The 26,988-nt window shown below is 48.8% G+C and carries 24 protein-coding genes; 21 read left to right on the top strand and 3 right to left on the bottom strand.

The window, feature by feature from the left end; translation table 11 throughout:
- From B3Z75_RS07095 to B3Z75_RS07035, 13 genes are all read left to right on the top strand, one after another.
- Positions 1-1,557: tetratricopeptide repeat protein (locus B3Z75_RS07095; RefSeq protein ID WP_294069168.1), on the top strand; the 1,557-nt coding region annotated here is incomplete at its 5' end.
- Positions 1,558-1,564: 7 nt separating this feature from the next.
- Positions 1,565-1,933 (top strand): NADH-quinone oxidoreductase subunit A, encoded by a 369-nt coding sequence (locus B3Z75_RS07090; protein ID WP_294069165.1) that lies wholly within the window; start codon positions 1,565-1,567, stop codon positions 1,931-1,933.
- Positions 1,909-2,553 carry an NADH-quinone oxidoreductase subunit B gene (locus B3Z75_RS07085; protein WP_294069162.1) on the top strand — a complete coding sequence of 215 codons (645 nt, stop codon included), beginning with the start codon at positions 1,909-1,911 and terminating at the stop codon, positions 2,551-2,553. The genes B3Z75_RS07090 and B3Z75_RS07085 overlap by 25 nt, the downstream gene beginning before the upstream one ends.
- A 21-nt stretch (positions 2,554-2,574) precedes the next feature.
- Positions 2,575-4,206, top strand: a complete 1,632-nt coding sequence (locus B3Z75_RS07080; RefSeq protein ID WP_294069159.1) for an NADH-quinone oxidoreductase subunit C — start codon at positions 2,575-2,577, stop codon at positions 4,204-4,206.
- A 42-nt stretch (positions 4,207-4,248) separates the two neighbouring features.
- Positions 4,249-5,373: an NADH-quinone oxidoreductase subunit NuoH gene (nuoH, locus tag B3Z75_RS07075; protein WP_414702876.1), complete on the top strand. Its 1,125-nt coding sequence runs from the start codon at positions 4,249-4,251 to the stop codon at positions 5,371-5,373.
- A 12-nt stretch (positions 5,374-5,385) separates the two neighbouring features.
- The gene (locus tag B3Z75_RS07070) at positions 5,386-5,895 is read left to right on the top strand and encodes a 4Fe-4S binding protein (RefSeq protein ID WP_294069153.1); all 510 of its coding nucleotides are present in this window, start codon (positions 5,386-5,388) and stop codon (positions 5,893-5,895) included.
- Positions 5,896-5,903: 8 nt separating this feature from the next.
- The gene (locus tag B3Z75_RS07065) at positions 5,904-6,443 is read left to right on the top strand and encodes an NADH-quinone oxidoreductase subunit J (RefSeq protein WP_294069149.1); all 540 of its coding nucleotides are present in this window, start codon (positions 5,904-5,906) and stop codon (positions 6,441-6,443) included.
- Positions 6,444-6,445: 2 nt separating this feature from the next.
- Entirely contained in the window at positions 6,446-6,787 is a 342-nt protein-coding gene (gene nuoK, locus B3Z75_RS07060; RefSeq protein ID WP_294069146.1) for an NADH-quinone oxidoreductase subunit NuoK, read from the top strand.
- Between the two features lie 4 nt (positions 6,788-6,791).
- Positions 6,792-8,696: an NADH-quinone oxidoreductase subunit L gene (nuoL, locus tag B3Z75_RS07055; protein ID WP_294069143.1), complete on the top strand. Its 1,905-nt coding sequence runs from the start codon at positions 6,792-6,794 to the stop codon at positions 8,694-8,696.
- A 22-nt stretch (positions 8,697-8,718) separates the two neighbouring features.
- Positions 8,719-10,200: a complex I subunit 4 family protein gene (locus B3Z75_RS07050; protein WP_294069140.1), complete on the top strand. Its 1,482-nt coding sequence runs from the start codon at positions 8,719-8,721 to the stop codon at positions 10,198-10,200.
- Between the two features lie 78 nt (positions 10,201-10,278).
- The gene (locus tag B3Z75_RS07045; protein ID WP_294069137.1) at positions 10,279-11,703 is read left to right on the top strand and encodes an NADH-quinone oxidoreductase subunit N; all 1,425 of its coding nucleotides are present in this window, start codon (positions 10,279-10,281) and stop codon (positions 11,701-11,703) included.
- Between the two features lie 86 nt (positions 11,704-11,789).
- Positions 11,790-13,619, top strand: coding sequence for a TrkH family potassium uptake protein (locus B3Z75_RS07040; protein ID WP_294069134.1), 1,830 nt, complete (start codon positions 11,790-11,792; stop codon positions 13,617-13,619).
- 12 nt (positions 13,620-13,631) lie between these two features.
- Positions 13,632-14,321: a potassium channel family protein gene (locus tag B3Z75_RS07035; RefSeq protein WP_294069131.1), complete on the top strand. Its 690-nt coding sequence runs from the start codon at positions 13,632-13,634 to the stop codon at positions 14,319-14,321.
- Positions 14,322-14,374: 53 nt separating this feature from the next.
- On the opposite strand, the gene ruvB is transcribed toward B3Z75_RS07035, so the two are convergent.
- Positions 14,375-15,400, bottom strand: coding sequence for a Holliday junction branch migration DNA helicase RuvB (gene ruvB / locus B3Z75_RS07030; protein WP_294069277.1), 1,026 nt, complete (start codon positions 15,398-15,400; stop codon positions 14,375-14,377).
- Between the two features lie 21 nt (positions 15,401-15,421).
- Positions 15,422-16,354, bottom strand: a complete 933-nt coding sequence (gene queG, locus B3Z75_RS07025) for a tRNA epoxyqueuosine(34) reductase QueG (RefSeq protein WP_294069128.1) — start codon at positions 16,352-16,354, stop codon at positions 15,422-15,424.
- A gap of 257 nt (positions 16,355-16,611) precedes the next feature.
- On the opposite strand from queG, the gene B3Z75_RS07020 reads away from it, so the two are divergent.
- From B3Z75_RS07020 to B3Z75_RS07010, 3 genes are read left to right on the top strand one after another with little or no spacing between them, the layout of a single operon-like run.
- Positions 16,612-18,123, top strand: coding sequence for a lipopolysaccharide biosynthesis protein (locus tag B3Z75_RS07020; protein WP_294069125.1), 1,512 nt, complete (start codon positions 16,612-16,614; stop codon positions 18,121-18,123).
- Positions 18,098-18,994, top strand: a complete 897-nt coding sequence (locus tag B3Z75_RS07015; RefSeq protein WP_294069123.1) for an FkbM family methyltransferase — start codon at positions 18,098-18,100, stop codon at positions 18,992-18,994. Before B3Z75_RS07020 ends, B3Z75_RS07015 begins: the two co-directional genes overlap by 26 nt.
- Entirely contained in the window at positions 18,984-19,895 is a 912-nt protein-coding gene (locus B3Z75_RS07010) for a glycosyltransferase family 2 protein (RefSeq protein WP_294069120.1), read from the top strand. The genes B3Z75_RS07015 and B3Z75_RS07010 overlap by 11 nt, the downstream gene beginning before the upstream one ends.
- Here B3Z75_RS07010 and rnr read toward each other — a convergent pair.
- Entirely contained in the window at positions 19,882-22,026 is a 2,145-nt protein-coding gene (rnr, locus tag B3Z75_RS07005; RefSeq protein ID WP_294069117.1) for a ribonuclease R, read from the bottom strand. The two genes, B3Z75_RS07010 and rnr, sit on opposite strands and share 14 nt — an antisense overlap.
- A 174-nt stretch (positions 22,027-22,200) precedes the next feature.
- Here rnr and B3Z75_RS07000 point away from each other — a divergent pair, with 174 nt between their 5' ends.
- From B3Z75_RS07000 to B3Z75_RS06980, 5 genes are all read left to right on the top strand, one after another.
- Positions 22,201-23,214 (top strand): NAD-dependent epimerase/dehydratase family protein, encoded by a 1,014-nt coding sequence (locus B3Z75_RS07000; RefSeq protein WP_294069114.1) that lies wholly within the window; start codon positions 22,201-22,203, stop codon positions 23,212-23,214.
- Positions 23,215-23,381: 167 nt separating this feature from the next.
- On the top strand, positions 23,382-24,101 hold the full coding sequence (gene dapB, locus B3Z75_RS06995; protein ID WP_294069111.1) for a 4-hydroxy-tetrahydrodipicolinate reductase: 720 nt from the start codon (positions 23,382-23,384) through the stop codon (positions 24,099-24,101).
- A gap of 21 nt (positions 24,102-24,122) precedes the next feature.
- The gene (gene lepB / locus B3Z75_RS06990; protein ID WP_294069108.1) at positions 24,123-25,592 is read left to right on the top strand and encodes a signal peptidase I; all 1,470 of its coding nucleotides are present in this window, start codon (positions 24,123-24,125) and stop codon (positions 25,590-25,592) included.
- A 14-nt stretch (positions 25,593-25,606) separates the two neighbouring features.
- Complete coding sequence (locus B3Z75_RS06985; RefSeq protein ID WP_294069273.1) at positions 25,607-26,215, top strand: WbqC family protein; 609 nt, start codon at positions 25,607-25,609, stop codon at positions 26,213-26,215.
- A 177-nt stretch (positions 26,216-26,392) separates the two neighbouring features.
- The coding region (locus tag B3Z75_RS06980) for a glutamate--tRNA ligase (protein ID WP_294069105.1) at positions 26,393-26,988 on the top strand (596 nt) is incomplete at its 3' end.

Below are 26,988 nucleotides of genomic sequence, written 5' to 3'. Positions count from 1 at the left end.
ATGAGCGTATCCTTCCTTTGTGCACAGGACAGAAAGGGGATCGATTTCTACGAAGCAGGTGATTATTCCGCAGCGAAATCTTTTTTATTAAAGAATGGCGCTACCGATGCGGCCAGCCATTTCTATCTGGGAGATATTTATTTCAAGGAAAAGAAAACCGATTCGGCACAATACTATTTCCAGAAAGGGCTGGAAATTGATCCAGAGAGCTTGTACAACAAGATCGGGCTGGCCAAAGTGCTCCTGGCTAAGACAGGGTCGGCAGACGAGCTGAACAAAATTGCCGGAGAGAAGAAAAACAGAAAAAATGGTACCGTGTTGGCCCTGATTGCGGAAGCATACATGGACAACGGGAAGACAAAAGAAGCCCTGGCACAGGTAGATCAAGCCATAAAAACAGACAGTAAAAATCCAAAACCCTACCTGCTGAAGGGCGATATTATAGCTTCACAGGGAGACACCGGCGAGGCAGCTACATTGTATGAAAATGCACGCTATTTTGATGCAAGCTACAAACCAGCCTATGTAAAACTGGCACGACTGTATGAAAACATCAAGACGCAAGTTGCTCTCGACTACCTGAAACAAGTTATCGAACTGGATCCCTCATATGTTCCGGGGCAATTCGCCTATAGCCAGATTAATTACAGGAAAGGGTTTTATCCGGAATCACTGAATGCCTTTAAAAAGTATCTAGCTTTGGTGGAGCCCGATGCAAAGGATTACGAACGATACGCTACTACACTGTACTTCAACAAGATGTATAAGGAAGCGATTGAAGCGATTGAAAAAGCGCCCGACAACCTTGTAATGGACCGCCTGAAGACTTATGCTTTTTTTGAATTGGGCGAGTATGTAGCGGCGCTTGAAAGCGCGACTAAATTCTTCGGGAAATACGACAAACGTGACTTCATTACGCAGGACTACACCTACTATGCACAAATATTGAACCAAAATAAAAAATTTGCCGAGGCGGCTGATGCCTATATCGAAGCCTACAAGAGAGACGACCACAAAATGGAGTATCTACAGGAGGCAGCAAAAGCATACGAAAAAGCGGGCGACTACGACCATGCCATCCAGTATTACCGGATGATACTTGAAAATCATCCGGAACCCTCTCTGGCTGATTATTACTTATTGGGCGCCGCCTATTATTCAGCCGGAACAGCCACCAGCATCCTTTCGGATGATCCGAAACAGGACCAGTTCAAAAAAAGAGATTATTTGATTGAAGCCGACAAAACATTCAGCACCATGATCGATCATTTTCCCGACCATTATCTGGGATATCTGATGCGTGCTCGTGCCAACTTCGCACTGGATCCGCAGGCGGAAGAGGGTCTTGCAGTACCCTATTACACGAAAGCACTGGAAATGATGCTGCCGGATGTCGAAAAGCGTAAAAACGACATTCTGGAGTCCTATCGTTATCTTGGATTCTATCATCTGGGCAAGAACGATGTGCCACAGGCGAAGCATTTCTGGAACAAGGTGCTTGAATATGATCCCGCCGACGAAACAGCGCTGCAGGTTATCAAGAGTTTAAGTAAGTAAATCATTTATGACAGATAGCACTTTTTTTGTTGTCGCTCTCCTGGCAGGAATCATACTGGTTGCAGGAGGGCTGGGGTTGGCATTGCTGATCTCGCCGAAGTCACTCAATTTTCAGAAAGGAGAGCCCTACGAGTGCGGACTCCCTACACACGGCACATCGTGGATGCAATTCAGGGTAGGCTATTATTTATATGCCATCCTCTTTCTGATGTTCGACGTGGAGATTATTTTTTTGTTCCCGTGGGCTACTGTTGTCCGTAGTTTAGGGATGACGGGGCTTATCAGTATTCTCATATTTATTGCAATTCTGAGCCTGGGCCTCGCCTATGCATGGAAAAAAGGAGTTTTGGAATGGAAGTCAAAGATATCAAAATAAAAGCGTTTCCGGCCGAAGAGTTCAAGGATAATGAAACCCTTCAGCAATATATTGACGCGTTAAAAAAGGAGGGTGGCAGCGTGATTGTCGGCAAGCTCGATCAACTGATCGACTGGGGTCGTGCCAATTCACTTTGGCCACTCGCTTTTGCCACCAGCTGCTGTGGAATTGAGTTTATGGCAGCTGCCTCCGCGCATTACGACCTTTCCCGCTTCGGGATGGAGGTCACCCGAAACAGTCCCCGCCAGGCCGATGTGATGGTGGTGGCAGGAACCATCGTGAACAAAATGGCACCGCTGCTCCGCAGGGTGTACGACCAGATGGCAGAGCCAAAATATGTGGTGGCTATGGGGGCCTGTGCCATTTCGGGAGGGCCTTTTGTGAACTCCTACAACGTGGTGAAAGGCGTGGAGCAGATTATTCCGGTCGACATTTATATCCCGGGATGCCCCCCACGGCCCGAGTCCTTGTTCTACGGGCTGCTGCAGCTACAACGGAAAGTGAAGGTAGAGCGATTTTTCGGCAACAAGCGGATCAAAAGAAATTATCGGCCCGAAACGCTGATTCACCCGGAAACAGGAGAATCCATTGATCCGCAAATTGATTTCGATAATGAATAATTCCACGAAACCGACAGATCAATGAGAGATATTACACACATTATACGACAGGCAGCAGAGGATGCGCAGATAGAGGAACGGCAAAAGCTTACTGTCACCGTAAAGCCCCGACAGCTGCATCCGGTAGTGGAGGCACTGTACCGGAACAAAGAGCTACCTTTCGACTATCTGGTAAGCCTTACGGGAATGGATTGGGGAGAAACGCTGGGAGTGATTTACCAGTTCTCTTCCTCCGCCGATCTTACACAGGAAGTAGTTATCATGACCGCTACTGCCGATCGCGAAGATCCGTTGTTGTATTCCATCACCGATCTCTATGAGACGGCTCACCTGAACGAACGGGAAGTGTATGCCCTGTTTGGCATTCGCTTTATCAACAACCCCGACATGCGTCGCTTTCTGTTGAACGATCAGTGGAAAGGTTTTCCCTTCCGCAAGGATTATAGTCACGATACTGGGTTAAATCCGGTGACCGTAATCAGCAGCGAGATCGTGGACGTTGCTCCCTGCATCAGGGAGACGGCCGACGGAAAGCTGATAGAAGAAAACAACCCGGTGTTCGACGAGGAAGACTATATCGTGAACATTGGCCCCCAGCACCCCTCCACACACGGAGTGATGCATTTCAGGACATCGCTCGACGGAGAGATCGTGAAAAAGGTAGATGTCCACAGCGGGTATATCCACCGGGGAATTGAAAAACTGTGCGAAAGCATGACCTACCCGCAGATGCTGCACCTGACCGACCGTCTCGACTATCTGTCGGCCAACATCAACCGTCATGCCCTGTGCATGTGCATTGAGAAAGCAGCAGAAATAGAAGTCCCCGGGCGGGCACAGTATATCCGTACCATCATGGATGAACTGCAGCGCATCAGTTCCCACCTCCTTGCCTGGGCCTGCCAGTGTAACGACCTGGGAGCCACCACCGCATTTATCTATGGTATGCGCGAAAGAGAGCACGTGCTCGACATCTTCGATAAAACTTGTGGCGGCCGGCTCATCGTCAACCAGAACGTGGTGGGTGGAATCATGTTCGACATTTATCCGGATTTCCGGAAAGATGTGAACGTATTCATTCCCTACATGCGAAAGAGGTTGAAGGAATACGACGATTTCTTCTCACACAACCCCATCGCATTGGGACGGATGAAGCATATCGGCTACCTAAGCAGGGAGGATGCCATCAGCTACGGTGTCACGGGACCGGCCGGGAGAGCCTCGGGATGGTCGTGCGATGTGCGCAAATACAAACCCTACGCCCTCTATGACCGGGTGGAGTTCAACGAAGTGATGCGTACCGAAGGAGATTCGTATGCCCGCTACCAGAACAGGCTCGACGAAATAGCGCAGTCGCTTCATATCATAGAACAGCTGATCGACAACATTCCCGAAGGAGAGGTGTGTGCCAAAACAAAACCGGTGATCCGCCTTCCACAGGGACAATTCTTCCAGAGCGTGGAAACAGGAAAAGGCGAGTTCGGGGTCTTCGTTGAAAGTCGTGGCGACAAAACACCCTACCGGGTGAAATTCCGCTCCCCCTCCCTGTCGGCCGTTTCGGTGATGCCACTGATCTGCCGGGATGCTTTTCTCTCGGACCTGATCGGCATTGCGGGATCGATGGATTTCGTCATTCCCGACATCGACCGATAGTAAGTATTCAACACTAAAAGGAAACCAATGCAATTGAAAACGATGCTATTCTATTCACACCCCCTGGAACTGACCAGAATTCTTGAGGCGATTGACACTTTCTTACGGATCCACCTTTCCCCGGGGCTGGCTACCTTGGCCGAGGGCATACTCGTGGGGCTGCTTCTGCTCGCTACGTACGCCATGATTGCTCTGGCACTGATATACATTGAACGAAAGGTGGCCGCTTCCTTCCAGGCCCGACTGGGACCAAACCGGCTGGGTAAGTACGGACTATTTCAATCGTTTGCCGACATGATCAAGATATTGATCAAGGAGATCATCCAGATAAAGAAAGCTGATAAATTGCTGTTCTATGTTGCTCCCTTCTTCGTGATTGTTGCCTCCGTGCTGGCTTTCGGCGCTCTCCCCTTTGGAATGAACCTGCAGGCCATCGACTTTAATATCGGCGTCTTTTACCTGCTGGCGGTCTCGTCGCTGGGCGTGATCGGAATTTTACTGGCAGGATGGTCGAGTAACAACAAATATTCCATGATCGGAGCCATGCGCAGCGGCGCCCAGTTCATCAGCTACGAGCTCTCCGCCGGATTTTCCCTGATGACCATCGTGGTACTGAGCGGAACCATGCAGTTTTCCGAGATTATTGAGGGACAGCGTTACTGCTGGAACCTGTTTAACGGGCACCTGCCTGCCATGATCGCGTTCCTCATTTACCTGATATCGGGCCATGCCGAAACAAACCGGGGCCCTTTCGACCTTCCCGAGGCCGAATCGGAGCTGACGGCAGGATACCACACCGAATACTCGGGCTTGCAATTTGGATTTTTCTATCTTTCGGAATACCTCAACATGTTTATTGTGGCAGCCGTTGCAGCCACCGTCTTTCTGGGAGGATGGATGCCTCTGCAGATAAAAGGCTGGGAAGCCTTTAATCAGGCGATGTGGTTTATCCCTTCCTGGGTATGGTTCTTCGGCAAAGCGGGCCTGCTCATGTTCTTCAGCTTATGGGTCCGCTGGTCTTTCCCGCGCCTGCGCATCGACCTGCTGCTGAATCTGGAATGGAAATACCTGCTGCCCGCAAACCTGGTGAACCTGTTGGTCATGGTGGTCGTCGTATTATCGGGATTGACCCTGACGGAGCTGTTTCCGGCTTTATTCGGTAACTAAACTATTTTTCATATGAATTTTTCAACATACATACGGGGCATCTTCAAGGGCCTGAGATCGCTGGCGGGGGGAATGAGCGTCACAGGAAAGGAATTCCTGACACCCAAAGTCACGATGGAGTATCCCGAAAACAGGAAAACGCTGGTCATCTCAGACCGCTGGCGTTCGGAGCTGATCATGCCCCACGACGAACAAAATGAACATGCCTGTACCGCCTGCGGTATTTGCATGATAAACTGCCCGAACGGTACCATCAGGGTGGTATCGGCTTCGATAGACACCGAAGAGGGTAAAAAAAAGAAGATCCTGGACAAGCACCTCTGGGATTACGGAAGCTGCACCTTCTGCAATCTGTGCGTGATAAGCTGCCCGTCGGATGCCATTGTCTTCAACAACGACTTTGAGGGTGCAGTATTCAACAGGAGCAAGCTTGTGCACCAGCTCAATCACACAGGGTCGAAACTCCGTGAAAAGAAACGGGAACCGCTTCCGGCAAACAGTGAAAAAACCACGGATAAATAAATGAAAGAATGACGGAACAAATTATATTTTACCTGCTGGCGTTGGCAATTACGGTCTTTTCAATCCTGGCCGTCACGAGCAAACTGATTGTGCGCTCGGCCACCTACCTGTTGTTTGTGTTACTGGCCACGGCAGGACTCTACATGCTGCTCGGCTACCATTTCCTGTTCGCTGTGCAGATTTCGGTTTATGCAGGCGGCATCATGGTGCTGTTTATCATGGCCATCTTTCTCACCCATAAACCCGGGACAAGTGTCCGCACAAAACGGGGCTGGAGAATTAAATCGTCTGCGTTGCTCTCTCTTGCGGGTATTGTGCTGTGCGGATATATCATCATTACCAATGGCATCCGCACGTATCAGTTTGTGGAAAGAGACGGATTTACGATGCAGGAAATTGGATCGGCCATGCTGGGATCACAAAAAGGGCAGTACCTACTCTCCTTTGAGATGATGAGCATCCTGCTGCTAGCCTGCATTGTGGGTGCTATCCTGATTGCCCGGAAAACGAAAACAACTGACCACGACACAAACGAGACAGACCAATAAGTATGGGAGAATTTTTGATAAATAACACAGGGGATGCGGTTCCTGTAATGGCTTATCAGCTGGTGAGCCTAATCATGTTTTTTGCCGGTATTTACGGCTTCTTCACCCGCAAAAATTTAATGATGATGCTAATAGCTGTTGAATTGATACTGAATGCGGCCGACATCAATTTCGCGGTCTTCAACCGGTATCTTTACCCCGGACAGATGGACGGGATGTTTTTCGCGCTGTTCACCATTGCCATTGCGGCCTGTGAAGCCGCGGTAGCCATCGCTATCATCATCAACGTATACCGCAACTTTGGAAATGCGGATGTCGATAATCTCAAAAAAATGAAAGGATAAGCTCATGGAATATACGTTGCTCATACTGCTGCTGCCCCTCGCCTCTTTCGTGCTGCTGGGGCTTCTCAGCAACAGGCTGAACCACAAAACATCCGGGGTCGTTGGCACAGGCGTTCTCCTCCTGGTGACGCTGCTCTCTTTTTATGCGGCCTGGAACTATTTTACCACGCAAAAAGCAGGAGGTGTGTTTCAGTCCCTGCTGCCGTTCAATATCCCCTGGCTCGGCATGGGTCCTCAGCTGCATATCGATCTGGGTATCCTGCTCGACCCGATCTCGGTAATGATGCTCGTGGTGATATCCACTGTCTCGCTGATGGTGCATATCTACAGTCTGGGGTATATGAAGGGGGAAAAAGGATTCCAGCGTTATTATGCGTTCCTCTCTCTCTTTACCTTCTCGATGATGGGCCTGGTTCTGTCGACCAATATTTTTCAGATGTACATCTTCTGGGAGCTGGTTGGCGTTTCTTCCTATCTGCTCATCGGCTTCTATTATACAAAACCGGAAGCCGTGGCGGCCTCCAAAAAAGCGTTTATCGTGACCCGTTTTGCCGATATGTTTTTCCTGATTGGCATCCTGGTGCTCTCCTACTATACGCAGACATTTGATTTCGGCGCCCTCACATCGGGCAACACAGCCCTCTTTCAGCAAGCCCTCTCCATCACTTTTATGGGAGCATCGGCCCTGGTATGGGCCATGGCATTGATCTTCATCGGCGCCGCCGGCAAATCGGCCATGTTCCCGCTCCATATCTGGCTGCCGGATGCGATGGAAGGCCCAACGCCCGTATCGGCGTTGATTCACGCTGCAACTATGGTGGTGGCGGGTGTATATCTGGTGGCACGGCTCTTTCCGGTCTACGTGGTATTTACACCGGAGGTACTGGAAGGGATTGCTTACGTAGGTGCGTTCACATCAATGTTCGCGGCAGTCATAGCCATGGTGCAAACCGACATTAAAAGGGTGCTGGCCTTCTCCACCATCTCCCAGATCGGGTTTATGATGGTGGCGCTGGGCGTTTCAAAATTCGAAGGACACGGGGGATTAGGATACATGGCGTCGATGTTTCACCTGTTTACCCACGCCATGTTCAAAGCATTGCTCTTCTTGGGGGCAGGCTCGGTAATTCATGCTGTACACAGCAACGAGATGAGCAAGATGGGGGGGCTGCGCAAACATATGCCGGTCACCCACTGGACGTTTCTGATTGCATGCCTCGCCATTGCAGGCATACCACCCTTTTCGGGATTTTTCAGCAAGGATGAGATCCTTGCGGCCACCTACCAATACAATACAGGCCTGGGAATATGGATGACGTTTGTGGCCGGGCTCACTGCTTTCTACATTTTCCGGTTATATTTTTCCATCTTCTGGGGAAAAGAGAATCGTTACGAGCATCATACTCCCCACGAATCTCCGCGGACCATGACTTTCCCCCTGATTTTTCTGGCGGCAGTCACGTTGTTGGGAGGCTTCATTCCCTTCGGAAATTTTGTGACGGCCGACCGCTCCGAATATACGATACACATCGACTGGCTGATCGCCGTGATCAGTATTGTTGTGGCAGTTGAAGCCATCTTCATTGCCGGCATGAGATATCAGTATCCCGGAAGGAGACTGAAAAAAATGCCGTCACTGCTGCAAGGATTTAACAGGGCCGCCCAACATCGTTTTTATGTGGACGAGATTTACCTGTTTGTCACCAAAAAGATTCTGTTCAACGGCATCTCCCGGGCATTTGACTGGTTTGACCGCCACGTGGTGGATGGGTTCATCAACGGACTTGCCTCGGTCACCGGCTGGGTATCCGTGAAGATCCGGGGTCTCCAGTCGGGCGAAATACAATGGTATGCTTTTGTGTTTCTGCTGGGAACGCTGCTGATCACGGCCTTGTTCCTGTTTATTTAAATGCATTTAAAGAAATAAAGATATGAATTTTTTATCCCTCTTTGTCCTCCTGCCACTGCTGATGATCCTTGCCCTTTTCCTGGCAAGAAACAGGAAACAGGTATTGGGAATTATGGTGACCGGAAGTACACTGCTGGTCGTTCTCTCAGCTTATCTGGCCTACCTGTACACTGCAGCGAGAGGCAACGGCGCAACCGACCCGATGCTCTTCACCGCTTCCCTGTCGTGGTTTAAACCACTCAACATACGTTATGCAGTGGGAGTAGACGGCGTGTCGGTAGTCATGCTCTGCCTCACCTCGCTCATCGTCTTCACCGGCACCTTTGTTTCGTGGAAAATGGCGCCGCTCACCAAAGAGTTTTTCCTGTGGTATTGCCTCCTTGCCACCGGCGTATTCGGATTTTTTATCACAATCGACCTGTTCGCCATGTTTCTGTTTTACGAGACGGCACTGATCCCGATGTATCTGCTTATTGGTGTGTGGGGCACCGGTAGAAAGGAGTATTCGGCCATGAAGCTGACCCTCATGCTGATGGGGTCTTCCATGATTCTCCTGGTGGGTATACTGGGCATTTATTTCAGTTCGGGTGCAACCAGCATGAACATCCTTGACATTGTGCGTACACCGATTCCACTGGAACAGCAATATCTGTTCTTTACCCTTACCTTTTTCGGGTTTGGCGTATTGGGAGCACTTTTCCCGTTTCATTCCTGGTCCCCCGACGGCCACGCATCAGCACCGACGGCTGTGTCCATGCTGCATGCCGGCGTACTGATGAAGCTGGGAGGATACGGATGTTTCAGGGTGGCCATCTCCTTGATGCCGGAGGCAGCTGCACAGCTTTCCCCCCTGTTCCTTGTCCTCACGGCTATCGGCGTGGTGTATGGCGCCTTTGCAGCTATCCGGCAGACCGACCTGAAGTATATCAATGCCTATTCGTCGGTGAGCCACTGCAACCTGGTGCTCTTTGCAATCCTGATGCTTACGCAAACAGCGCTCACGGGAGCTGTGCTGCAGATGCTTTCCCACGGGCTGATTACAGCGCTTTTCTTCGCATTGATCGGAATGATCTACGGCCGCACACATACGCGATTGATCACCGAGATGGGTGGCCTGATGAAGATCATGCCTTTTTTGGGTGTCTCTTTCGTGATTGCCGGATTGGCCAATATCGGTGTTCCCGGGCTGAGCGGATTTGTGGCTGAGATGACCATCTTCGTCGGTGCTTTTGAAAATAACGGACTGTTACACCGCATACTGACCATCGCCGCCGTCACATCAATCGTGATTGGAGCGGTGTACATCCTGCGCACCATCGGGAAATTCCTTTACGGCCCCCTCCAGAATCCGGAGCATACGAAGCTCGGTGATGCCCGCTGGTATGAACGACTGGCCGTGATTATGCTGATAGCGGGTATCGTGTATCTCGGTTCCTTTCCGACAGGAATCTCGGATATGATCAACGACAGCTTTGGAAACCTGTTGCAGGCAGTAAAGAATTAATCTTTTTCAACGAGTGCAAGTGTGTAAAAAATCTTTTTTTCACCGGCAGTAAAGTAAAGAACAAACAACCCCATTTTCATGAGTTATTTCACCATTTTTTCCACAATGCGCAGCGAGGTTTCGCTATTGACAATCATCCTCTTTTTGCTGGTCTATGACCTTATTGCAGGCAAGAAAGGGGAAAGTTACTTTCAACCTGTAGCAATTCTCCTCTTTACGCTCCACACCATCTTCAATCTCTTTCCGGCGGAAGCGGGCGAAGCTTTCGGAGGAATGGTTCAGTATCATCCGGTCATGACCATCATAAAAACCATACTGAACGTGGGTACCCTGATTATTTTTCTCCAATCCAAATATATTTTCGACGGAAACAGAATGAAGCATCAGCGTGGAGAATACTATTTTCTCACGTTGAGCACCTTGCTGGGAATGTATCTGATGATCTCCAGTGGACATTTTCTCCTGTTCTTTATTGGCCTTGAAATGGCTTCCATCCCATTAGGCACGCTGGTGGCATTCAACAAAAAATCCAAAATGTCGGCCGAGGCGGGAGCAAAGTTTATTCTCCTTTCTGCCTTTTCTTCCGGGATTCTCCTCTTTGGCATCTCCTATCTTTACGGTGTCACCGGCAGCCTCTACTTCTCCGATGTGTCGGTGTTATTAAGCAACAACCCGTTACAGATTATGGCTTTTCTGTTCTTCCTATCGGGGTTGTTTTTCAAAGTATCGTTTGTGCCATTTCACCTGTGGACAGCCGATGTATACGAGGGCGCTCCCACCAATGTGACATCCTATTTATCGGTCGTCTCCAAGAGTTCAGCTGCCTTTGTGTTGATGATACTGCTCTTTAAACTGTTTGGAAATTATCTGTACGAATGGCAGACATTGCTATTCTGGATCATCATCGTCACCATCACGGTGGGAAACCTGTTTGCACTCCGGCAGCAAAACGTCAAGCGCTTCCTGGCATTTTCCTCCATCTCCCAGGCAGGATACATCGCCCTGGGGATCATCAGCGGATCAACGCTGGGGATGACAACGGTTATCTATTATATCTTCGTATACCTGTTTTCCAACCTGGCTGCATTCGGCGTAATTACAGCCATCGAAAGCAGAACCAGAAAAATAAATATCTCCGATTATAAAGGACTCTATCATACAAACCCGAAGCTCAGCTTCGTAATGATGCTGGCCATGTTCTCCCTGGCAGGCATTGCTCCCTTTGCCGGTTTTATGAGCAAGTTTTTCATCTTTTCGGCTGCCGCACAACAAGGATATTATCTCCTGGTCATCATCGCTGTAGTAAATACCATTGTCTCGCTGTACTACTATCTGATGGTGGTGAAGGCCATGTTCATTGATCAGAACGACCATCCTGTTCCTGCACTCAGAACAGACGCCTGGAACAGGGCCAGCCTCGTCATCTGCACTGCCGCAATCATCTTCGTGGGACTACTCGGCTTTCTCCTCGATGTAATCGAAAAACAAAGTTTCGGAATGTAGCGGGACAGGTGGGTTTTATAAATATATTTACGTACTTTTGTCACTTATTCTCGCTGAATTCTAGCATGTTTAGATAAAAGAGAAGTATGTCATTCGTACAAAAACCAACCGATTCCGGTCAACAGAAGTTATCCCGAAAAGAGTTCTCTTTTGACGGCGATGAGAAGAAGAAGAAAAACCTACACAGATTTCGCAACATGCTCCCTTTTGTGGCAGCTTCTGTGGCGGTTTTGATCATCATCATCGACATGGGTTTTCAACCCAACAATGCACTGCGTACCCTATTCAATGTTTACTATGATATAGTACTGCTCATCGGCTTCCTCTCTATTTCTTCGCCCTATATCAGGAATAAGAAAATCATCTTCAAAAAAGCAGCTCTTTTGGATATCCTGTTGCTGGCTGCCTTGTTGTTGGTTTTTTTGTATAATCTATGGACCACAGTCTCCCGCTCCATGGAGCGTACTCATAACTTTATGACACTGTTTTTGATGGTGTCATTTTTGATCCGGGAGTTTTTTTATTTGCGTATGCAGATAAACTACCGGCGGCTCGGACCGGCACAATTGTTTGTGGTAAGCTTTCTTTCAATCATCATTTTAGGCAGTTTTTTGTTAATGCTGCCGAAAGCGACGGTAGGCAATATTTCCTATGTAGATGCGTTGTTCACCGCAACAAGCGCAGTCTGTGTGACAGGATTGAATGTACTGGACACGGAATTGATTTTTACACTCTTTGGTCAGTTCATTATTTTGTTGTTGATTCAAAGTGGCGGACTGGGAATAATGACCATCACCACCTATTTCAGCTATTTTTTCAAGGGTGGCTCATCCTATCGGAACCAGCTACTTGCAAAGGACATCACCAACGATGAGCGTTTGGATAATGTTTTTTCGTCCCTGAAAAGTATTCTTACCATCACCGCCATCATTGAAGGGTTGGGTTTTATACTCATTTTCATATCGTTGGGAAAAGAGGATACAACATTGGCCGGAAGAGCCTTCTTTTCACTTTTTCATGCCATATCGAGTTTTTGTAATGCAGGCTTTTCCACGTTGTCGGGCAATTTATACGATATGCGCATTCGCTTTCACTACCCGGTTCATATCATCATTTCATTTCTTATCATCCTGGGGGGATTGGGCTTTCCAATTATTCACAACATATGGGAATATATAACGACCAATCTTAAAGGTCTTTTCAAAAGAGTATTCAAAGACGAAAAATACACCTATTCATCGCTGGTAATCAGTGTAAATTCACACATTGTCATCCGAACAACGCTTGTTCTGCTAATTACAGGAACACTCGGGTTCTTTATTTTTGAGAAAGAGGGTGTATTGACAAACCATTCATCGGATTTTGGAAAATGGACCGCTGCCTTCTTTGGTTCCGTAACGACACGCACTGCCGGCTTTAACAATACGGATACAGCCGCATTGTCTGTGCCGGCGACGCTCATGTGTATTGTACTGATGTGGATTGGAGCCTCACCCGCTTCCACGGGAGGAGGAATAAAAACAAGTACCTTTGCCATTGCTTTAATGAATTTCATTGCCCTGATCAGGGGCAAAAAACTGGAATACAGGGGGCGGGAAATTTCGCAACTATCGGTATCGAGGGCATTCGCTCAAATGACGCTGGCCATATTGTTTATCATGGCAATTACGTTAACAATGATTCTCATTGAACCGGAGAAAGATCCTCTGAATTTACTTTTTGAAACGGTGTCTGCATACGGCACGGTAGGGTTAAGCAAAAATGTGACCCCATTACTGTCGGATGCCGGCAAGCTGGTGATCACGTTAACCATGTTTGCGGGGAGAGTAAGTATGTTTACACTATTATCCAGCATGATGAAAAAGGTAAAATACAGCAAATACAAATATCCGACGGAAGAAATATTAATTAACTAAAATCTGTATAAAATGAAATTTGTGGTGATAGGACTCGGACATTTTGGCACAGCACTGGCAGAGCGATTGGTAGCCCTGGGCCACGAAGTGATTGGTGTGGACAAGTCGATGAACCGTGTGGAGGCATGCAAGGATAAGCTGACAAATGTGATCTGCCTGGACAGCTCTGATCCGGTTGCAGCAGGTCATTTGCCCTTGAAAAATACGGATATTGCCGTGGTGTGCGGAGGGTCAGACGAGGGGGAAAGTCTTTTGATTACAGCAATGCTGAAGAAAAGAGGGGTACAGAAGATTACGGTACGTTCCATCACCGGACTGCAGGAGAGCGTGCTCGAAGCAATGGGAGTTACTGAGATTATACGTCCCGAGGTGGAATCGGCTGAGCACTGGGCTATGAAACTGTCCATAAAAAATTATCTCAACCTGTTTGAAGTGACAAACGACCACTACCTTGTGGAGGCTTTGGTGCCACGCAAGCTGATCGGAAAGAGCATAGCGGAAAGCGAACTGAACAAGAATTATAATGTGATCGTACTTACAAAGCTTAAACAAATCAGTACGCAAAACCAGATCGGCGCGAAGACTGTCGTATTGAAAGCGGGTGATATTGTGAATGCCAAAACCATCCTGGAGGAAGGGGATATCATCGTTATTTACGGGAATAAAAACGACATTAAAAAGATGATCGACAACAACAACTAGTTTAGGTGTCTCTTGTTACTCAGAATGAATGCCCCATAAAACATTTTGGCAAATCAGAACAGCAATCCCTGCTCTTCGACCCTTCTTCGTCCCAGATGGCGGTAGGCCAGTTCGGTGGCCTCACGACCTCGCGGAGTACGCTTGATGAATCCCTCCTTGATCAGGAAGGGTTCGTATACCTCTTCAAGAGTACCCGGATCATCGCCCACGGCGGTAGCAATGGTGGTAATCCCCACCGGGCCTCCTTTAAATTTGTCGATGATGGTAAGCAGAATTTTGTTGTCGATTTCATCGAGCCCGTACCGGTCGATGTTCAATGCTTCCAGCGCGTAAGAAGAGATGGCCTTGTCTATTTTTCCGTTCCCCTTCACCTGAGCAAAATCCCGTACACGCCGCAGCAACGCATTTGCCACACGGGGGGTACCGCGGCTGCGGGAAGCAATCTCGCGGGCAGCATCGCTGCCACAGGCTACCTTCAGTATGTCGGCCGACCGTAACACGATACCGGTGAGGGTCTCCATATCGTAATACTCCAGGTGCATATTGATGCCAAAACGAGCACGCAACGGACTGGTCAGCAGACCGCTGCGTGTAGTGGCACCCACGAGGGTGAACGGACTCAGATCAATCTGAATGGAACGTGCACTGGGCCCTTTATCAATCAAAATATCGATGCGATAATCCTCCATGGCGCTGTATAGATACTCCTCCACCACAGGCGAGAGGCGGTGAATTTCATCGATGAACAGTACGTCGTTTGTTTCCAGTGAGGTGAGGATGCCTGCCAGGTCGCCCGGTTTGTCGAGTACGGGACCGGAAGTGACCTTAAAGCCCACCCCCAACTCGTTGGCAATGATGTTCGACAGGGTGGTCTTGCCCAATCCCGGTGGGCCATGCAACAACACATGATCGAGCGATTCGCCGCGCATGCGGGCGGCGCTGACAAAGATCTTCAGGTTCTCCACGATCTTATCCTGTCCGCTGAAGCCACCAAAGGTGAGCGGCCGCAGCGTATTTTCATACTCACGCTCGGTCTCCTGCAAGTGGTGGTTACCGTGTATATCGAATCTCTCTTCCATCATTTTCAGATACAAAAATAGCTATTTCCTGCGAGTTTCGGAAATAGCGGCTACATTCCTTTTTAATCCGGCAAACTTTGTTCTTTTCACGGCAGAGCGACGAAAAATGACGCGAAAATCCGCTTCGTCCATCCCGGCCAGCGTTTCCAGGTCGAGCGACATAAATGCTTCCGAGGGCATAAACTCCGGAGTGATATGCGGCTGTGCTCCGCGGTTCCAGGGGCACACCTTCTGGCAGATGTCGCAGCCAAAAACATTGTTTCGTAAGTTGGGCACGATGTCGGGAGAAATTTCGCCTTTGTTTTCGATGGTTTGGTATGAGATACAGTTGCGGGCATTCACCCAATACGGTTTTTCAATGGCTCCCGTGGGACAGGAGTTAAGACACCGGCGGCAATCGCCACAGTTCTCGGATATAGGGGAGTCGTAATCCAGCTCCAGGTTGATGATCAATTCCCCAAGAAAAAAATAGGACCCCTTACCCGGAATTATCAGCAGGGTGTTCTTACCAACAAATCCGATGCCTGCCTGTGCCGCCCAGAAACGCTCCAGCACGGGCGCAGAGTCGGAGAAACACCTCCCGGATACTTCGGGGAAACGCTCTTTGATCCAGTCGAAAAGAGCGCACAGTTTCTCGCGCATCACCTCATGGTAATCTTTTCCGTATGCATAATAGGCGAACTGGGGTACTTTCCCGGGGAGCTTCACGGACGGGTAGTAGTTCAGCGCGACAGAGATGATGGAGCGCGCGCCGTCAACCAGCAGCCGGGGATCGATCCTTTTCTCTATGTTGCGCTCGAGGTAAGTCATGCCGCCCTGGCAGCTCTCCCTGATCCACTCCATGTATCGGGCCTCTTCGCCGCTGTTGCGGGCAGGACAAATACCACAGGCATCAAAGCCCAAAGCCAGTGCCTGTTTTTTTATTTCTTCCGAAAATGTCACCCGTTCAATCATGCGATTGTTTTTTTGTTTGCTGCATCGGCGTCAATCGTGCGCCTGCTTGAAAACGGCTCATTGGGTATAAACGTACAAAAAAAAATCATACGACAAATCATTTCGCGCCATCTTGTCTTATTTCCACCCTCAACATAATCCACAGAGGTTTTGCGTTATCCTCGCTTAACGGAATAGTTCACAAAAGCATTTTCAAATCACTATAAAGCGGTTACCCTGCAAACTCTTCGCTACAAAAAAGGAAAAACTGAATTAAGTTGCGTATTTTTGCGGGAATAAACTGGAACTCTCAACCTCTGATGGCGGAATCAACATTAAAGCATAAAACCACCGTATCTCTATTCTGGAGCTTTGCCGATAAGTTCGGACAGCAAATTATTAATTTGGGTACCGGCATTATCCTGATGAGGATCCTGGACCCTGCAGAATACGGACTAATCGGGGCTCTGGCAATTTTCATCGCTTTCTCCGGCATCCTCATCGACAGTGGTTTTACCCGCACATTGCTAAACAGAAAAACAATCTCACCGGCCGAATACAGTACAGTTTTTTATTTCAACGTAGGGCTGGCCATTCTGCTGTACCTGATTCTCTTCGCGGCGGCTCCGTTGCTGGCAGAATTATTCCACGATCCCCGGATAGAGGCGATATCCAAAGTCCTCTTCCTCTCCCTGCTATTCAATGCCGCCGGCATTATCCAGCAAACGTTGCTCATTCGAAAAGCCGATTTCAGGGGAATGACCAAAGTCAATATGACGGCATTGCTCATCGCCGGGACGGTGGCCATTGCGATGGCATTCTCCGGTTACGGTGTGTGGGCGCTGGTCGTGCAAACGCTTCTTTACGCCTTCTTCCGCTCTCTTTTCCTTTGGTTTTATTCGAAATGGACGCCCCTAAAAGTCTTTAGTATCAGGCTGCTTCGCTCATTTTCCGGACTTAGCAACAAACTACTGCTTACATCGCTTATCAGTGCCATTTTCAATAATATATACCCAAGCATCATTGCCTTCTTCTTCCCGAATGCCATGAAACAAGTTGGGTATTACAGCCAGGCCAACAAATACCAGGAGATCCCGTTCGGCATTCTTTCCAATACCTACCGGCAGGTATCCATGCTTGTTTTGCCCGAAATCAATGAGCAGACAGAACGCTTGAAAAGAGTGGTTAGCAAAATGATTAAATCACTCGCGTTCCTCTCCTTTCCCATTGGTTTTCTGATGATACTGATTGCCGAGCCGGGATTTGTCTTTCTGTTCAAAGAAAAATGGCTGCCGGCTGTTCCCTATTTCCAGGTTTTGTGTCTTGCCGGAATGATCTCTCCTTTTGCTTTCGTGATGAACGAGTTGTTTATAGCCAGGGAGAAGGCTGACTACTTCCTCGGCGTGGAAATAATCAAGCGGGTGCTCCTGATCTTGCTGATCGCCTTGCTTTTCCGCTACGGGATCATGGGCCTGGCAGCCAGCTGGGTGATCTATACATGGCTCACCCTGGCCATCTCATTGGTTTTAACCCGCAAGTTGATCGGATATACACTGACCGACTTTTTTAGAGACGCCTTTCCCTACGCAATACTGGCCTTTGTAAGCGTGGCCACAGGATATTTTATTACCCTTCGCATTCATCAGAATATGCTATTCCTACTAATAAATACTGTTGGCGTAAGCCTGTTATACCTGCTGTTGTGCAGTTTGTGCAAGCTGGAGATGACCCGCGAGGTCGGACAATGGTTAAACAACAAAAGAGATGAAAAAAACAATCGAAAAGCTTAGCTACAAAACCCGCTCGCGGTGGAACGCCTGGTTTCACCGGAAAAAAAAGCAAAAGATACGGAGGAGGATCCTGTCATATTTCGCACAATATCCGCCACAGGATCATGAATTGCAGGAGGCTGTCAGTTATCTTTCGAAACATAGGTTGTCAACTTTTTACGGTACCTTTCAGGAAAAATACCACGCGGATCAGGTAATCGTACATACTGATGCTTGCAACGGTTTGCCCTTTGTGATGACGGAAGGGAAAAAACTTTTCTTCAAACGCTCATTTAACAAGCGAACCATACAGCTGCTATACAACACCTTGCGTGTGGAACAGGACAAGGATGCCCCTCACTGTTATACCGATCCTGCTTTTCTGATAAACGAAGGGGATATATTGGCAGACGTAGGATGTGCCGAAGGTTACTTTTCATTGCTCCATATTGAAAAATTGAAAATGACCTATCTCTTTGAACAGGATCGTGAGTGGATTGAAGCATTGGAAGCCACATTTACCCCCTGGAAAGAGAAGGTGGTCATCATTCCCGCTTTTGTATCAGACAAGAACGACAATGAACATGTCAGCCTTGATCATTTTTTTCTGCCGATACCCGAAAAGCCTATTTTTTATAAAATTGATGTCGAGGGGGCCGAAGCATCCGTATTAAAAGGAATGAACAGGTTGTTGAAGAAGACTCAGGTAAAAATGGCTCTGTGTACCTATCATCACCAGGAAGATTTTGATATTTTCACGCGCTTTTTAGAGACCAACGGTTTCCGTCAGCGTCCCAATCCGGGCTTTATGATCTATCAGAACGAACTCGATCATATGACCCCTCCTTTTTTTCGTAAATGTCTGATCAAAGCCACGAATTATGAAGCCTGAATCTTTTCGTCCCATGCCTTCGGTTTGTGTCATCATTGTTTCGTATAACTTTGTGCCGTGGATCCACCGGTGTTTACCCTCCGTGGAGGCTTCTCTCCTTCCGGCAGACGTCGTGGTGATCGACAATGGTTCAACCGATGAAACCTGCCGGATAATCAGGGACAACTATCCGGGTGTGGAGCTGATTGAGGCCCATCAGAACCTCGGATTTGGAAAGGCCAATAATATTGGCATCCAACGGGCTTTGGAAAGAGAATTCGATTATCTGTTCCTACTCAATCAGGATGCATGGATTGAGCCCGACACCCTGGGAAAGTTGGTGGATGCAGCCGAAAAGAACACCGAATACGGAATACTGTCGCCGGTGCATCTGAATGGAAAAGGCAGTGCAGCCGACTTCGGCTTCTCGGAATATACAGGGGTAAGAAATAGAGAGGAAGCAATGCAGCTCGCCCCGGAAGTGATCTCTTTCCCGTTTATAAATGCAGCCTTATGGCTGATTCCTGTCACTGCTATAAAAGTGACAGGTGCTTTTGCCCCGATATTTACACATTACGGCGAAGATCGAAACCTGGCAATCCGGATGCAAAAGATGGGATACAAGTTGGGGCTGGTAAAATCAGCATTCGGTTATCATGACCGGGAAGCAAGGCCTGTGAGCCGAAAACAATACTTCCATAGCGAATATGTGTACTTCTTAACAGAGGCAGTGAATCTGTTTTACTCCCTGCCAAAGGCAATTGGCTACAGCGTGCTGGCGTCACTGAAGAAAGCAATCGTCGCCTTGTTTTCCGGCAAAGCCTCTGACTGCCTTGCATATCTCGGCATAGCCTTCAGGCTGACAGGAAAATGGAGGTCTATTTTGTGTACTCGAAAAGAAACAAACATCAGGCAAAGATAAAATCGAGCTGTTTTCTGTCGAGATTGGCCCTCGCCACCTGAATGGAAACGGGCTGCCCCAAACGATACTCTCTTTTTTTACGCCGCCCTACCAACCGGTAGTTTTTTTCGTCCAGCTCATAAAAGTCATCGTCCAGCTCGCGGATGGGGATCATTCCCTCGCATTTATTTTCGTTGATCTCTACGTAAATACCCCACTCGGTGACGCCGGAGATAACACCGTCGTATACTTTACCGATCTTATCGGACATAAACTCTACCTGCTTGTATTTGATGGAATCCCGTTCGGCATTGGAAGCCACCTGCTCCATATCGGAACAGTGCTTGCATTCATCCTCCAGCGGGCCCTGATCCACGCTTCTGCCTCCGTTGAGATAACTCTCCAGAAGCCGGTGCACCAGCATATCGGGGTAACGCCTGATGGGCGAGGTGAAATGCGTATAATAATCGAATGCCAGTCCATAATGGCCCACATTCTTGGTGGAGTAAACCGCCTTCGACATGGTGCGGATGGCAATGGTTTCTACCAGATCTTCCTCGGGTCGTCCCTGTACTTTGTCCAACAGGGAGTTGATGCTCTTTGCCACCTCAATTTTGGTTCCGTCTTGCTTGATCTTATGGCCAAAGCGAAGGATAAATGTGTTCAGCGTATCCAGCTTCTCCGGGTCGGGGACATCGTGCACCCTGTAGACAAACGTCTTTGCTTTCTTTCCTTTGGGCACCTTCCCGATAGCCTCGGCCACCGCCTTATTGGCCAGAAGCATAAACTCCTCAATCAGGTGGTTGGCCTCTTTCGACTCTTTGAAGTAGACACCCAGCGGCTTCCCTTTTTCATCGAGGTTGAACTTTACTTCGTATCGCTCGAAGTTGATCGCCCCACTGGCAAACCGCCTCTCCCGAAGCTGTTTGGCCAAATGATTCAATTTGAGGATCTCGGAGGAGAAATCGCCTTTCTCCGTTTCGATGACAGCCTGCGCATCCTCGTAGGCAAGACGGCTATCGGATTTGATGACCGTGCGGGCGATGCGCGATTGTCTGACCTCCGCCTTGTCATTCAACTGGAAGATGACGGAGAAACACAGCTTTTCTTCGTGAGGCCGCAAGGAACATAACCCGTTGCTCAACTTTTCCGGCAACATGGGAATGGTCCTGTCGACAAGATAAATGGAGGTAGCCCGGTTTTCCGCCTCCCGGTCCACGAGGTCACCCGGTTTCACATAGTGCGTCACATCGGCAATATGCACTCCCACTTCCCACATGAACGGCCCAATCTCCCGGATGGAGAGGGCATCGTCGAAGTCCTTGGCATCCTTCGGGTCGATGGTGATGGTGAACACATCGCGAAAGTCTTCCCGTCTGGCAATCTCCTCCTCTTCAATCTTCTCCGGGATTAATCCGGCATACTTTTCCACCTCTTCCGGATATTTGTAGGGCAGATCGTATTGGGCAAGAATGGCATGCATCTCAGTATCGTTCTGCCCCGGTTTACCCAGGATATCGATCACCTTGCCGACAGGGTTGTTTGCCTTCTCGGGCCACTCCACAATTTCCACAACCACTTTATCGCCGTTCACTGCGCCGTTCAGGTCTTCCTTCGGAATGAAAATATCGTTTGACAGATACTTGTTGTCCATCACCAGAAAAGCAAAATGCTTCTGCACCTCCATCACTCCCACAAAGCGGCTTTGTGTATGTTCCAGGATCTCCACCACGGTTCCTTCCGTTTCGGCGCGCTTCCGTTTCGCAAGCAACTGCACGCGCACCCGGTCGCCATTCATGGCATGTTTGCTGTTTCGCTCGGGGATATATATGATGTTTGCGTCATCGTCGGGAACAAAAAAGTTCTTGCCGTTGCTTCTTCTCTCAAAACGGCCCTCCAACATTAATCCACGGTTATTGATGCGATAACGTCCACGGGATGTCTCCAGCAAAAGATCGTCGTCGCGTAGTTTATCGAGCACTTTAATCAGCAGACGCCGTCCCTCTTCGCCACGCACATTCAACGCCGCAGCTATTTGTTTATAATTAAATTGCTTGTCGTTGTTCTCGGTAAGAAAATTGATAATGGAAGCCGAAAGATCTTTCTTTCTGGGTTTTGCGGGAGTTATAGTCGCATTTGCTTTGTTGCTCATATTCTGTGTGTTTCTATCTAAAACAAAAAAAAAGAGTTTTAGTTATTGCAAAGTAATAAAAAAATTTGATACCTGCCCGAATAATTTACCCCCTATGTCTGTTTTTCCCGGCGCACCGGTTTTTCTTTTTCTGAAGTTATCGTTATTTTTGTCCGCACATTGAAGAAGGAGAGCATGAGCGAAAAAAAAGTATTGATTACCGGAGCAAGCGGATTTATCGGTAGTACAGCTGTAGGCAAAGCACTGGAACTGGGATACGAGACCTGGGCAGGAGTACGCGGCAGCAGCAGCCGCCGTTATCTGCAGGACGAACGGATTCGGTTCATCGACCTGCAATACGACGATAAAGAAAGGCTAAAAGCGCAACTGCGGAAGTTTGCAGACGAAAACGGCCGCTTCACCCACGTTGTGCACATTGCCGGGCTGACAAAAGCGCGCCGCAAATCGGACTTCGACCGGGTGAACTACCTGTATACCCGCAACCTGGCCGAAGCGCTCATCGAAACAGACACTATCCCCGATTCGTTCCTGTTGATGAGCTCGCTCAGCGCCATGGGTGTTGGGGATGAAACAGGCTACACGCCAATGGGTAGCGGACATATTCCCAATCCCAATACCGCTTACGGCATAAGTAAGCTGAAAGCCGAAAACTATTTGAAAAGCCTCACCAACTTTCCCTGGCTGATCCTACGCCCAACCGGGGTCTACGGTCCGCGCGACAACGACTATCTGATCTTAATGAAAGCAGTCAGAAACGGACTGGACGTGGGTGCCGGATACAGGAAGCAACTGCTGTCATTCATCTACAGCGAAGACCTGGTGCGTGTTATTTTCGCGCTTATTGATAAAGGAATTTGCAGAAAAGAATATTTTGTAGCCGACGGAGACAGCTATACCGACAGGGAATTCAACACCATTGTACAACAGGCGCTCCATAAAAAACATGTGGTACGGCTGAAGATTCCGCTTTTCCTCGTCAGACCGGCAGCCTTCGTGAGCGAAAGAGTGGCGTCCCTCCTGGGGAAAGCGACAACCTTCAACACCGACAAATATCATATCATGAAACAACGCAACTGGACATGCGACATCACCCCCTTGCAATCGGAGATAGATTTCGTACCTGCATATAGGCTGAAAGAAGGGGTAGCAAAGACGGTAGCATGGTACCGGGAACATGGCCGACTCTGAAAAAGCCGGATGCCGAAACAGGACAATCGCCGTGATTTTGCTGCATTTGTAGCGTAAATCAACCATTTTTTGTACTTTTGCTTTCGAATGAAGCAGTTGTAAACAATTACGTTTGTCATTCACCGGCATGCAATAGTTGCATGCTCATTCACACGAATAGGAAAAACATGAAGATTGCACTGATCGGTTATGGTAAAATGGGGCACGAGATTGAAAAAATTGCCCTGGAGAGAGGGCACGAAGTAGTGTGTACCATCGACATGAACGAAGAGGAGAAGTTTAACTCCCCGGCATTTCGCAGCGCCGACGTGGCCATTGAGTTTACCTCACCCGCCAGCGCCCTCCAAAATTACAGAAGGGCATTTGCAGCCGACGTGCCGGTCGTCTCCGGCACCACGGGATGGCTGGAGCACCTGCCCGAAATCAGGGAGGCTTGCGACAAAGAGGGAAAGACCTTCTTTTATGCATCGAACTTCAGCCTTGGCGTCAATATTTTCTTTGCGCTCAACAATCATCTGGCCAAGATAATGAATCAATTTCCCGGTTACGATGTGCGCATGGAAGAGACACACCATATGCACAAGCTGGATGCGCCCAGCGGCACAGCCATAACACTGGCCGAAGGAATTCTGGCACATATCGGCAGAAAAGACAAATGGGTGTTGGACAAGACAGACAAGGTCGATGAGCTTCCGATCAAAACCTTTCGCGAAGGAGAAGTGCCCGGCATCCACACTGTGATCTACGAGTCGGAGGCCGACAGCATCCGCATCACCCACGATGCCAAAAACAGAAAAGGATTTGCCCTGGGTGCCGTGCTGGCAGCAGAATTTACGAAAGGGAAGAAAGGTTTTTTGGGCATGAGCGACATGCTGGGTATTTTGTAAAATTAAATCAGAAAAAAAACGATGCAACTCAAACAACGACTCTCACACGCCACAGGCCGCCAATGGATTTGGTTTGCCGTATGGGTAGCCATGACCATACTTTTCGCAATGTGGGCGGGCTCTCCGTGGATACTCCTCTTTATCCTCCTTTTTCTCGATATCTACATCACCAAATTCGTACCCTGGGGATTTTGGAAAAAATCGAAAAACAACACATTCCGCAAAACCATGGAATGGGTCGATGCCATCCTTTTTGCGTTGATAGCCGTCTACTTTATTAACACCTTCTTCTTTCAGAATTACCAGATACCCACCTCGTCACTGGAGAAATCGTTGCTTGTAGGGGATTTCCTGGCCGTGAGCAAGCTCAGTTACGGGCCACGGGCACCCATCACACCGCTCTCCTTCCCCCTGGCACAGCACACCATGCCGGTGGTTGGCGGCAAGTCCTATTTCGAAAAGCCTCAATGGAAGTACAACCGCCTGAAAGGGTTTGGCAATGTAAAAAGAAACGACATCGTTGTCTTCAACTTCCCAACCGGCGATACGGTAGCGCTAAATCAGCAAGGCGTGGATTTTTATACGCTGTCGAGGCATAACTCCAATGGCAGCGCCGGCGTACGTGCCGACAAACGTACCTATGGCGAGATCGTATACCGCCCGGTAGACCGCCGTGAAAATTATGTAAAAAGATGCATCGGCCTTCCCGGGGAAACCATCGAACTAAGAAACGACACCGTTTATATCGACGGCACATTGCTCCCCAACCCCCGCCTTTCTCAGCACAACTACATGATCCATACCGACGGGACACAGATCTCTGCCGAGCTCTTCGAGGAGCTGGGCATCAACAAAGCCGATTATTATACACAGGATGGCTATGGACAGGTCATTCCCCGCTCACAGGATTTAACCGGAGTAGACAGCCTGAGCCTGGCTTTGTTTGGACTGCAGCAGCATAACGGCAACAATGGCAGGATCTACTTCAGCATACCCATGACCCTCGGGATGGTTGCTTCCATGAAAGCGAAACCCTTCGTGTGGGATGTGATCAAAGAAAAAGAACAACCGGGGATGAGCTATTATTACCCGGTCAACTACGAAACGGGATGGACGCGCGACACCTTTGGCCCGCTGTGGATACCCCAAAAGGGAGCGACGGTGACGTTCGATACCGACGTGGATTTCAAGGTGGCCGCTTACGAACGGTGCATCAAGAATTACGAAGGGAATGATTTCGCCTACCGCGACGGAAAGGTGTATATAAACGGGGTACAGACAGATTCATACACGTTCAGGTTCGACTACTACTTCATGATGGGAGATAACCGCCACAATTCGGCCGACTCGCGCGTATGGGGCTTTGTGCCGGAAGATCATGTGGTGGGCAGGCCTGTACTCATATGGTTGTCGCTGGAGAAAGACAAAGGATGGTTCAACGGGAAGATACGATGGAAAAGATTGTTCCGCAGCGCGAAGATTCCGGCATGAACAAACCGGAGAGAATGGCGGCAGTACTCCTCTCGTCATGCTATCTTGCACCCGTGGAATATTACAGCGCTCTTTTCAGGGCAGAAAAGGGCATTATTGAGATACACGACAACTATCAGAAACAGTCGTACCGTAATCGGTGCAACATTGCCGGAGCAAACGGAGTGCTTTCGTTGACTATTCCCGTGGTAAAACCTACCCAAACACAATGCAAGATGAAGGATATCCGTATTGCTGACCACGGAAACTGGCAGCACCTCCACTGGAACGCCATCGTATCGGCCTACAACTCCACACCCTTCTTCCGGTATTACGAAGAGGATTTTCGCCCCTTTTTCACGAAAAGATTTGATTTCCTGCATGACTTCAACGAAGGGTTGAGACAGCTTATTTGCCGGTTGACCGGCATTGAAACGGCCGTTGTTTACACCACGGAGTATAACGAAACAATTGCACCCGGCCTCTATGATCTGCGCGAGGCAATCCATCCCAAAAAAAAGCCGGATTGGGTCACACCCGTTTATTATCAGGTTTTTTCCTCCAAAAACGGTTTCATCCCGAATCTCAGCATCCTTGATCTGTTGTGCAACATGGGTAACGAAAGCCGGCTTTTCCTGATTTAATATTTTTCCACCTCTTTCTGCGGGACAAATGTTTTCGCCTGATGGGCTTGGAAATGCCTCGTTTTTCATGTACTTTTGCAGTTTGTAACGAATGTCTTTGGCAGCAAGCAACTATGGTACCATTCACGGTTATGGAAACAGACAGCCAGAAGAAGACCGATAATTATTTCAAAACAGATGCAACATAAAACAAGAGTCCGTTTTGCACCCAGCCCGACAGGGCCTCTGCACATCGGGGGAGTGCGCACAGCACTCTATAATTACCTGTATGCCAAACAAGCGGACGGCGATTTCATTCTCCGCATAGAGGATACCGACTCCACGCGGTTTGTACCGGGTGCAGAAGAGTATATTCAGGAAGCTTTCAACTGGCTGGGACTCTCATTCGACGAAAGTCCCGAGAAGGGAGGAAAACATGGTCCGTACAGACAATCGGAGCGTAAAGAAATATACAAGCAATATGTTGAGGAGCTCCTGGATAAGGGGGCAGCCTACATTGCCTTTGACACCCCGGAGGAGCTGGATGCCAAGCGAAGTGAAATACCGAACTTCCAGTACGATGCCTCTACAAGGGAGTTGATGCGAAATTCCCTCACGCTTACAGCCGATGAGACACAATCGCTTGTAGCCGGCGGAACACAATATGTGGTCCGCATCAAAATTGAACCCGGCCAGGACATCACCGTACGCGACATGATCCGCGGCGATGTGGTAATCAACTCGTCGGTGCTCGACGACAAAGTAATTTACAAATCTTCGGACGAGCTGCCTAC

Origin of the sequence: Proteiniphilum sp. UBA1028 (genome assembly GCF_002316955.1) — a bacterium.
Taxonomy (GTDB): domain Bacteria; phylum Bacteroidota; class Bacteroidia; order Bacteroidales; family Dysgonomonadaceae; genus Proteiniphilum.
This window is presented reverse-complemented; position numbering and strand designations above follow the sequence as displayed.

What these genes read in the sequence shown, in the direction of transcription:
- B3Z75_RS07090 (WP_294069165.1), top strand. Translation starts at nt 1,565, where the DNA reads ATGACAGATAGCACTTTTTTTGTTGTCGCTCTCCTGGCAGGAATCATA.
- B3Z75_RS07085 (WP_294069162.1), top strand. Translation starts at nt 1,909, where the DNA reads ATGGAAGTCAAAGATATCAAAATAAAAGCGTTTCCGGCCGAAGAGTTC.
- B3Z75_RS07080 (WP_294069159.1), top strand. Translation starts at nt 2,575, where the DNA reads ATGAGAGATATTACACACATTATACGACAGGCAGCAGAGGATGCGCAG.
- nuoH (WP_414702876.1), top strand. Translation starts at nt 4,249, where the DNA reads ATGCTATTCTATTCACACCCCCTGGAACTGACCAGAATTCTTGAGGCG.
- B3Z75_RS07070 (WP_294069153.1), top strand. Translation starts at nt 5,386, where the DNA reads ATGAATTTTTCAACATACATACGGGGCATCTTCAAGGGCCTGAGATCG.
- B3Z75_RS07065 (WP_294069149.1), top strand. Translation starts at nt 5,904, where the DNA reads ATGACGGAACAAATTATATTTTACCTGCTGGCGTTGGCAATTACGGTC.
- nuoK (WP_294069146.1), top strand. Translation starts at nt 6,446, where the DNA reads ATGGGAGAATTTTTGATAAATAACACAGGGGATGCGGTTCCTGTAATG.
- nuoL (WP_294069143.1), top strand. Translation starts at nt 6,792, where the DNA reads ATGGAATATACGTTGCTCATACTGCTGCTGCCCCTCGCCTCTTTCGTG.
- B3Z75_RS07050 (WP_294069140.1), top strand. Translation starts at nt 8,719, where the DNA reads ATGAATTTTTTATCCCTCTTTGTCCTCCTGCCACTGCTGATGATCCTT.
- B3Z75_RS07045 (WP_294069137.1), top strand. Translation starts at nt 10,279, where the DNA reads ATGAGTTATTTCACCATTTTTTCCACAATGCGCAGCGAGGTTTCGCTA.
- B3Z75_RS07040 (WP_294069134.1), top strand. Translation starts at nt 11,790, where the DNA reads ATGTCATTCGTACAAAAACCAACCGATTCCGGTCAACAGAAGTTATCC.
- B3Z75_RS07035 (WP_294069131.1), top strand. Translation starts at nt 13,632, where the DNA reads ATGAAATTTGTGGTGATAGGACTCGGACATTTTGGCACAGCACTGGCA.
- ruvB (WP_294069277.1), bottom strand. Translation starts at nt 15,400, where the DNA reads ATGGAAGAGAGATTCGATATACACGGTAACCACCACTTGCAGGAGACC.
- queG (WP_294069128.1), bottom strand. Translation starts at nt 16,354, where the DNA reads ATGATTGAACGGGTGACATTTTCGGAAGAAATAAAAAAACAGGCACTG.
- B3Z75_RS07015 (WP_294069123.1), top strand. Translation starts at nt 18,098, where the DNA reads ATGAAAAAAACAATCGAAAAGCTTAGCTACAAAACCCGCTCGCGGTGG.
- B3Z75_RS07010 (WP_294069120.1), top strand. Translation starts at nt 18,984, where the DNA reads ATGAAGCCTGAATCTTTTCGTCCCATGCCTTCGGTTTGTGTCATCATT.
- rnr (WP_294069117.1), bottom strand. Translation starts at nt 22,026, where the DNA reads ATGAGCAACAAAGCAAATGCGACTATAACTCCCGCAAAACCCAGAAAG.
- B3Z75_RS07000 (WP_294069114.1), top strand. Translation starts at nt 22,201, where the DNA reads ATGAGCGAAAAAAAAGTATTGATTACCGGAGCAAGCGGATTTATCGGT.
- dapB (WP_294069111.1), top strand. Translation starts at nt 23,382, where the DNA reads ATGAAGATTGCACTGATCGGTTATGGTAAAATGGGGCACGAGATTGAA.
- lepB (WP_294069108.1), top strand. Translation starts at nt 24,123, where the DNA reads ATGCAACTCAAACAACGACTCTCACACGCCACAGGCCGCCAATGGATT.
- B3Z75_RS06985 (WP_294069273.1), top strand. Translation starts at nt 25,607, where the DNA reads ATGGCGGCAGTACTCCTCTCGTCATGCTATCTTGCACCCGTGGAATAT.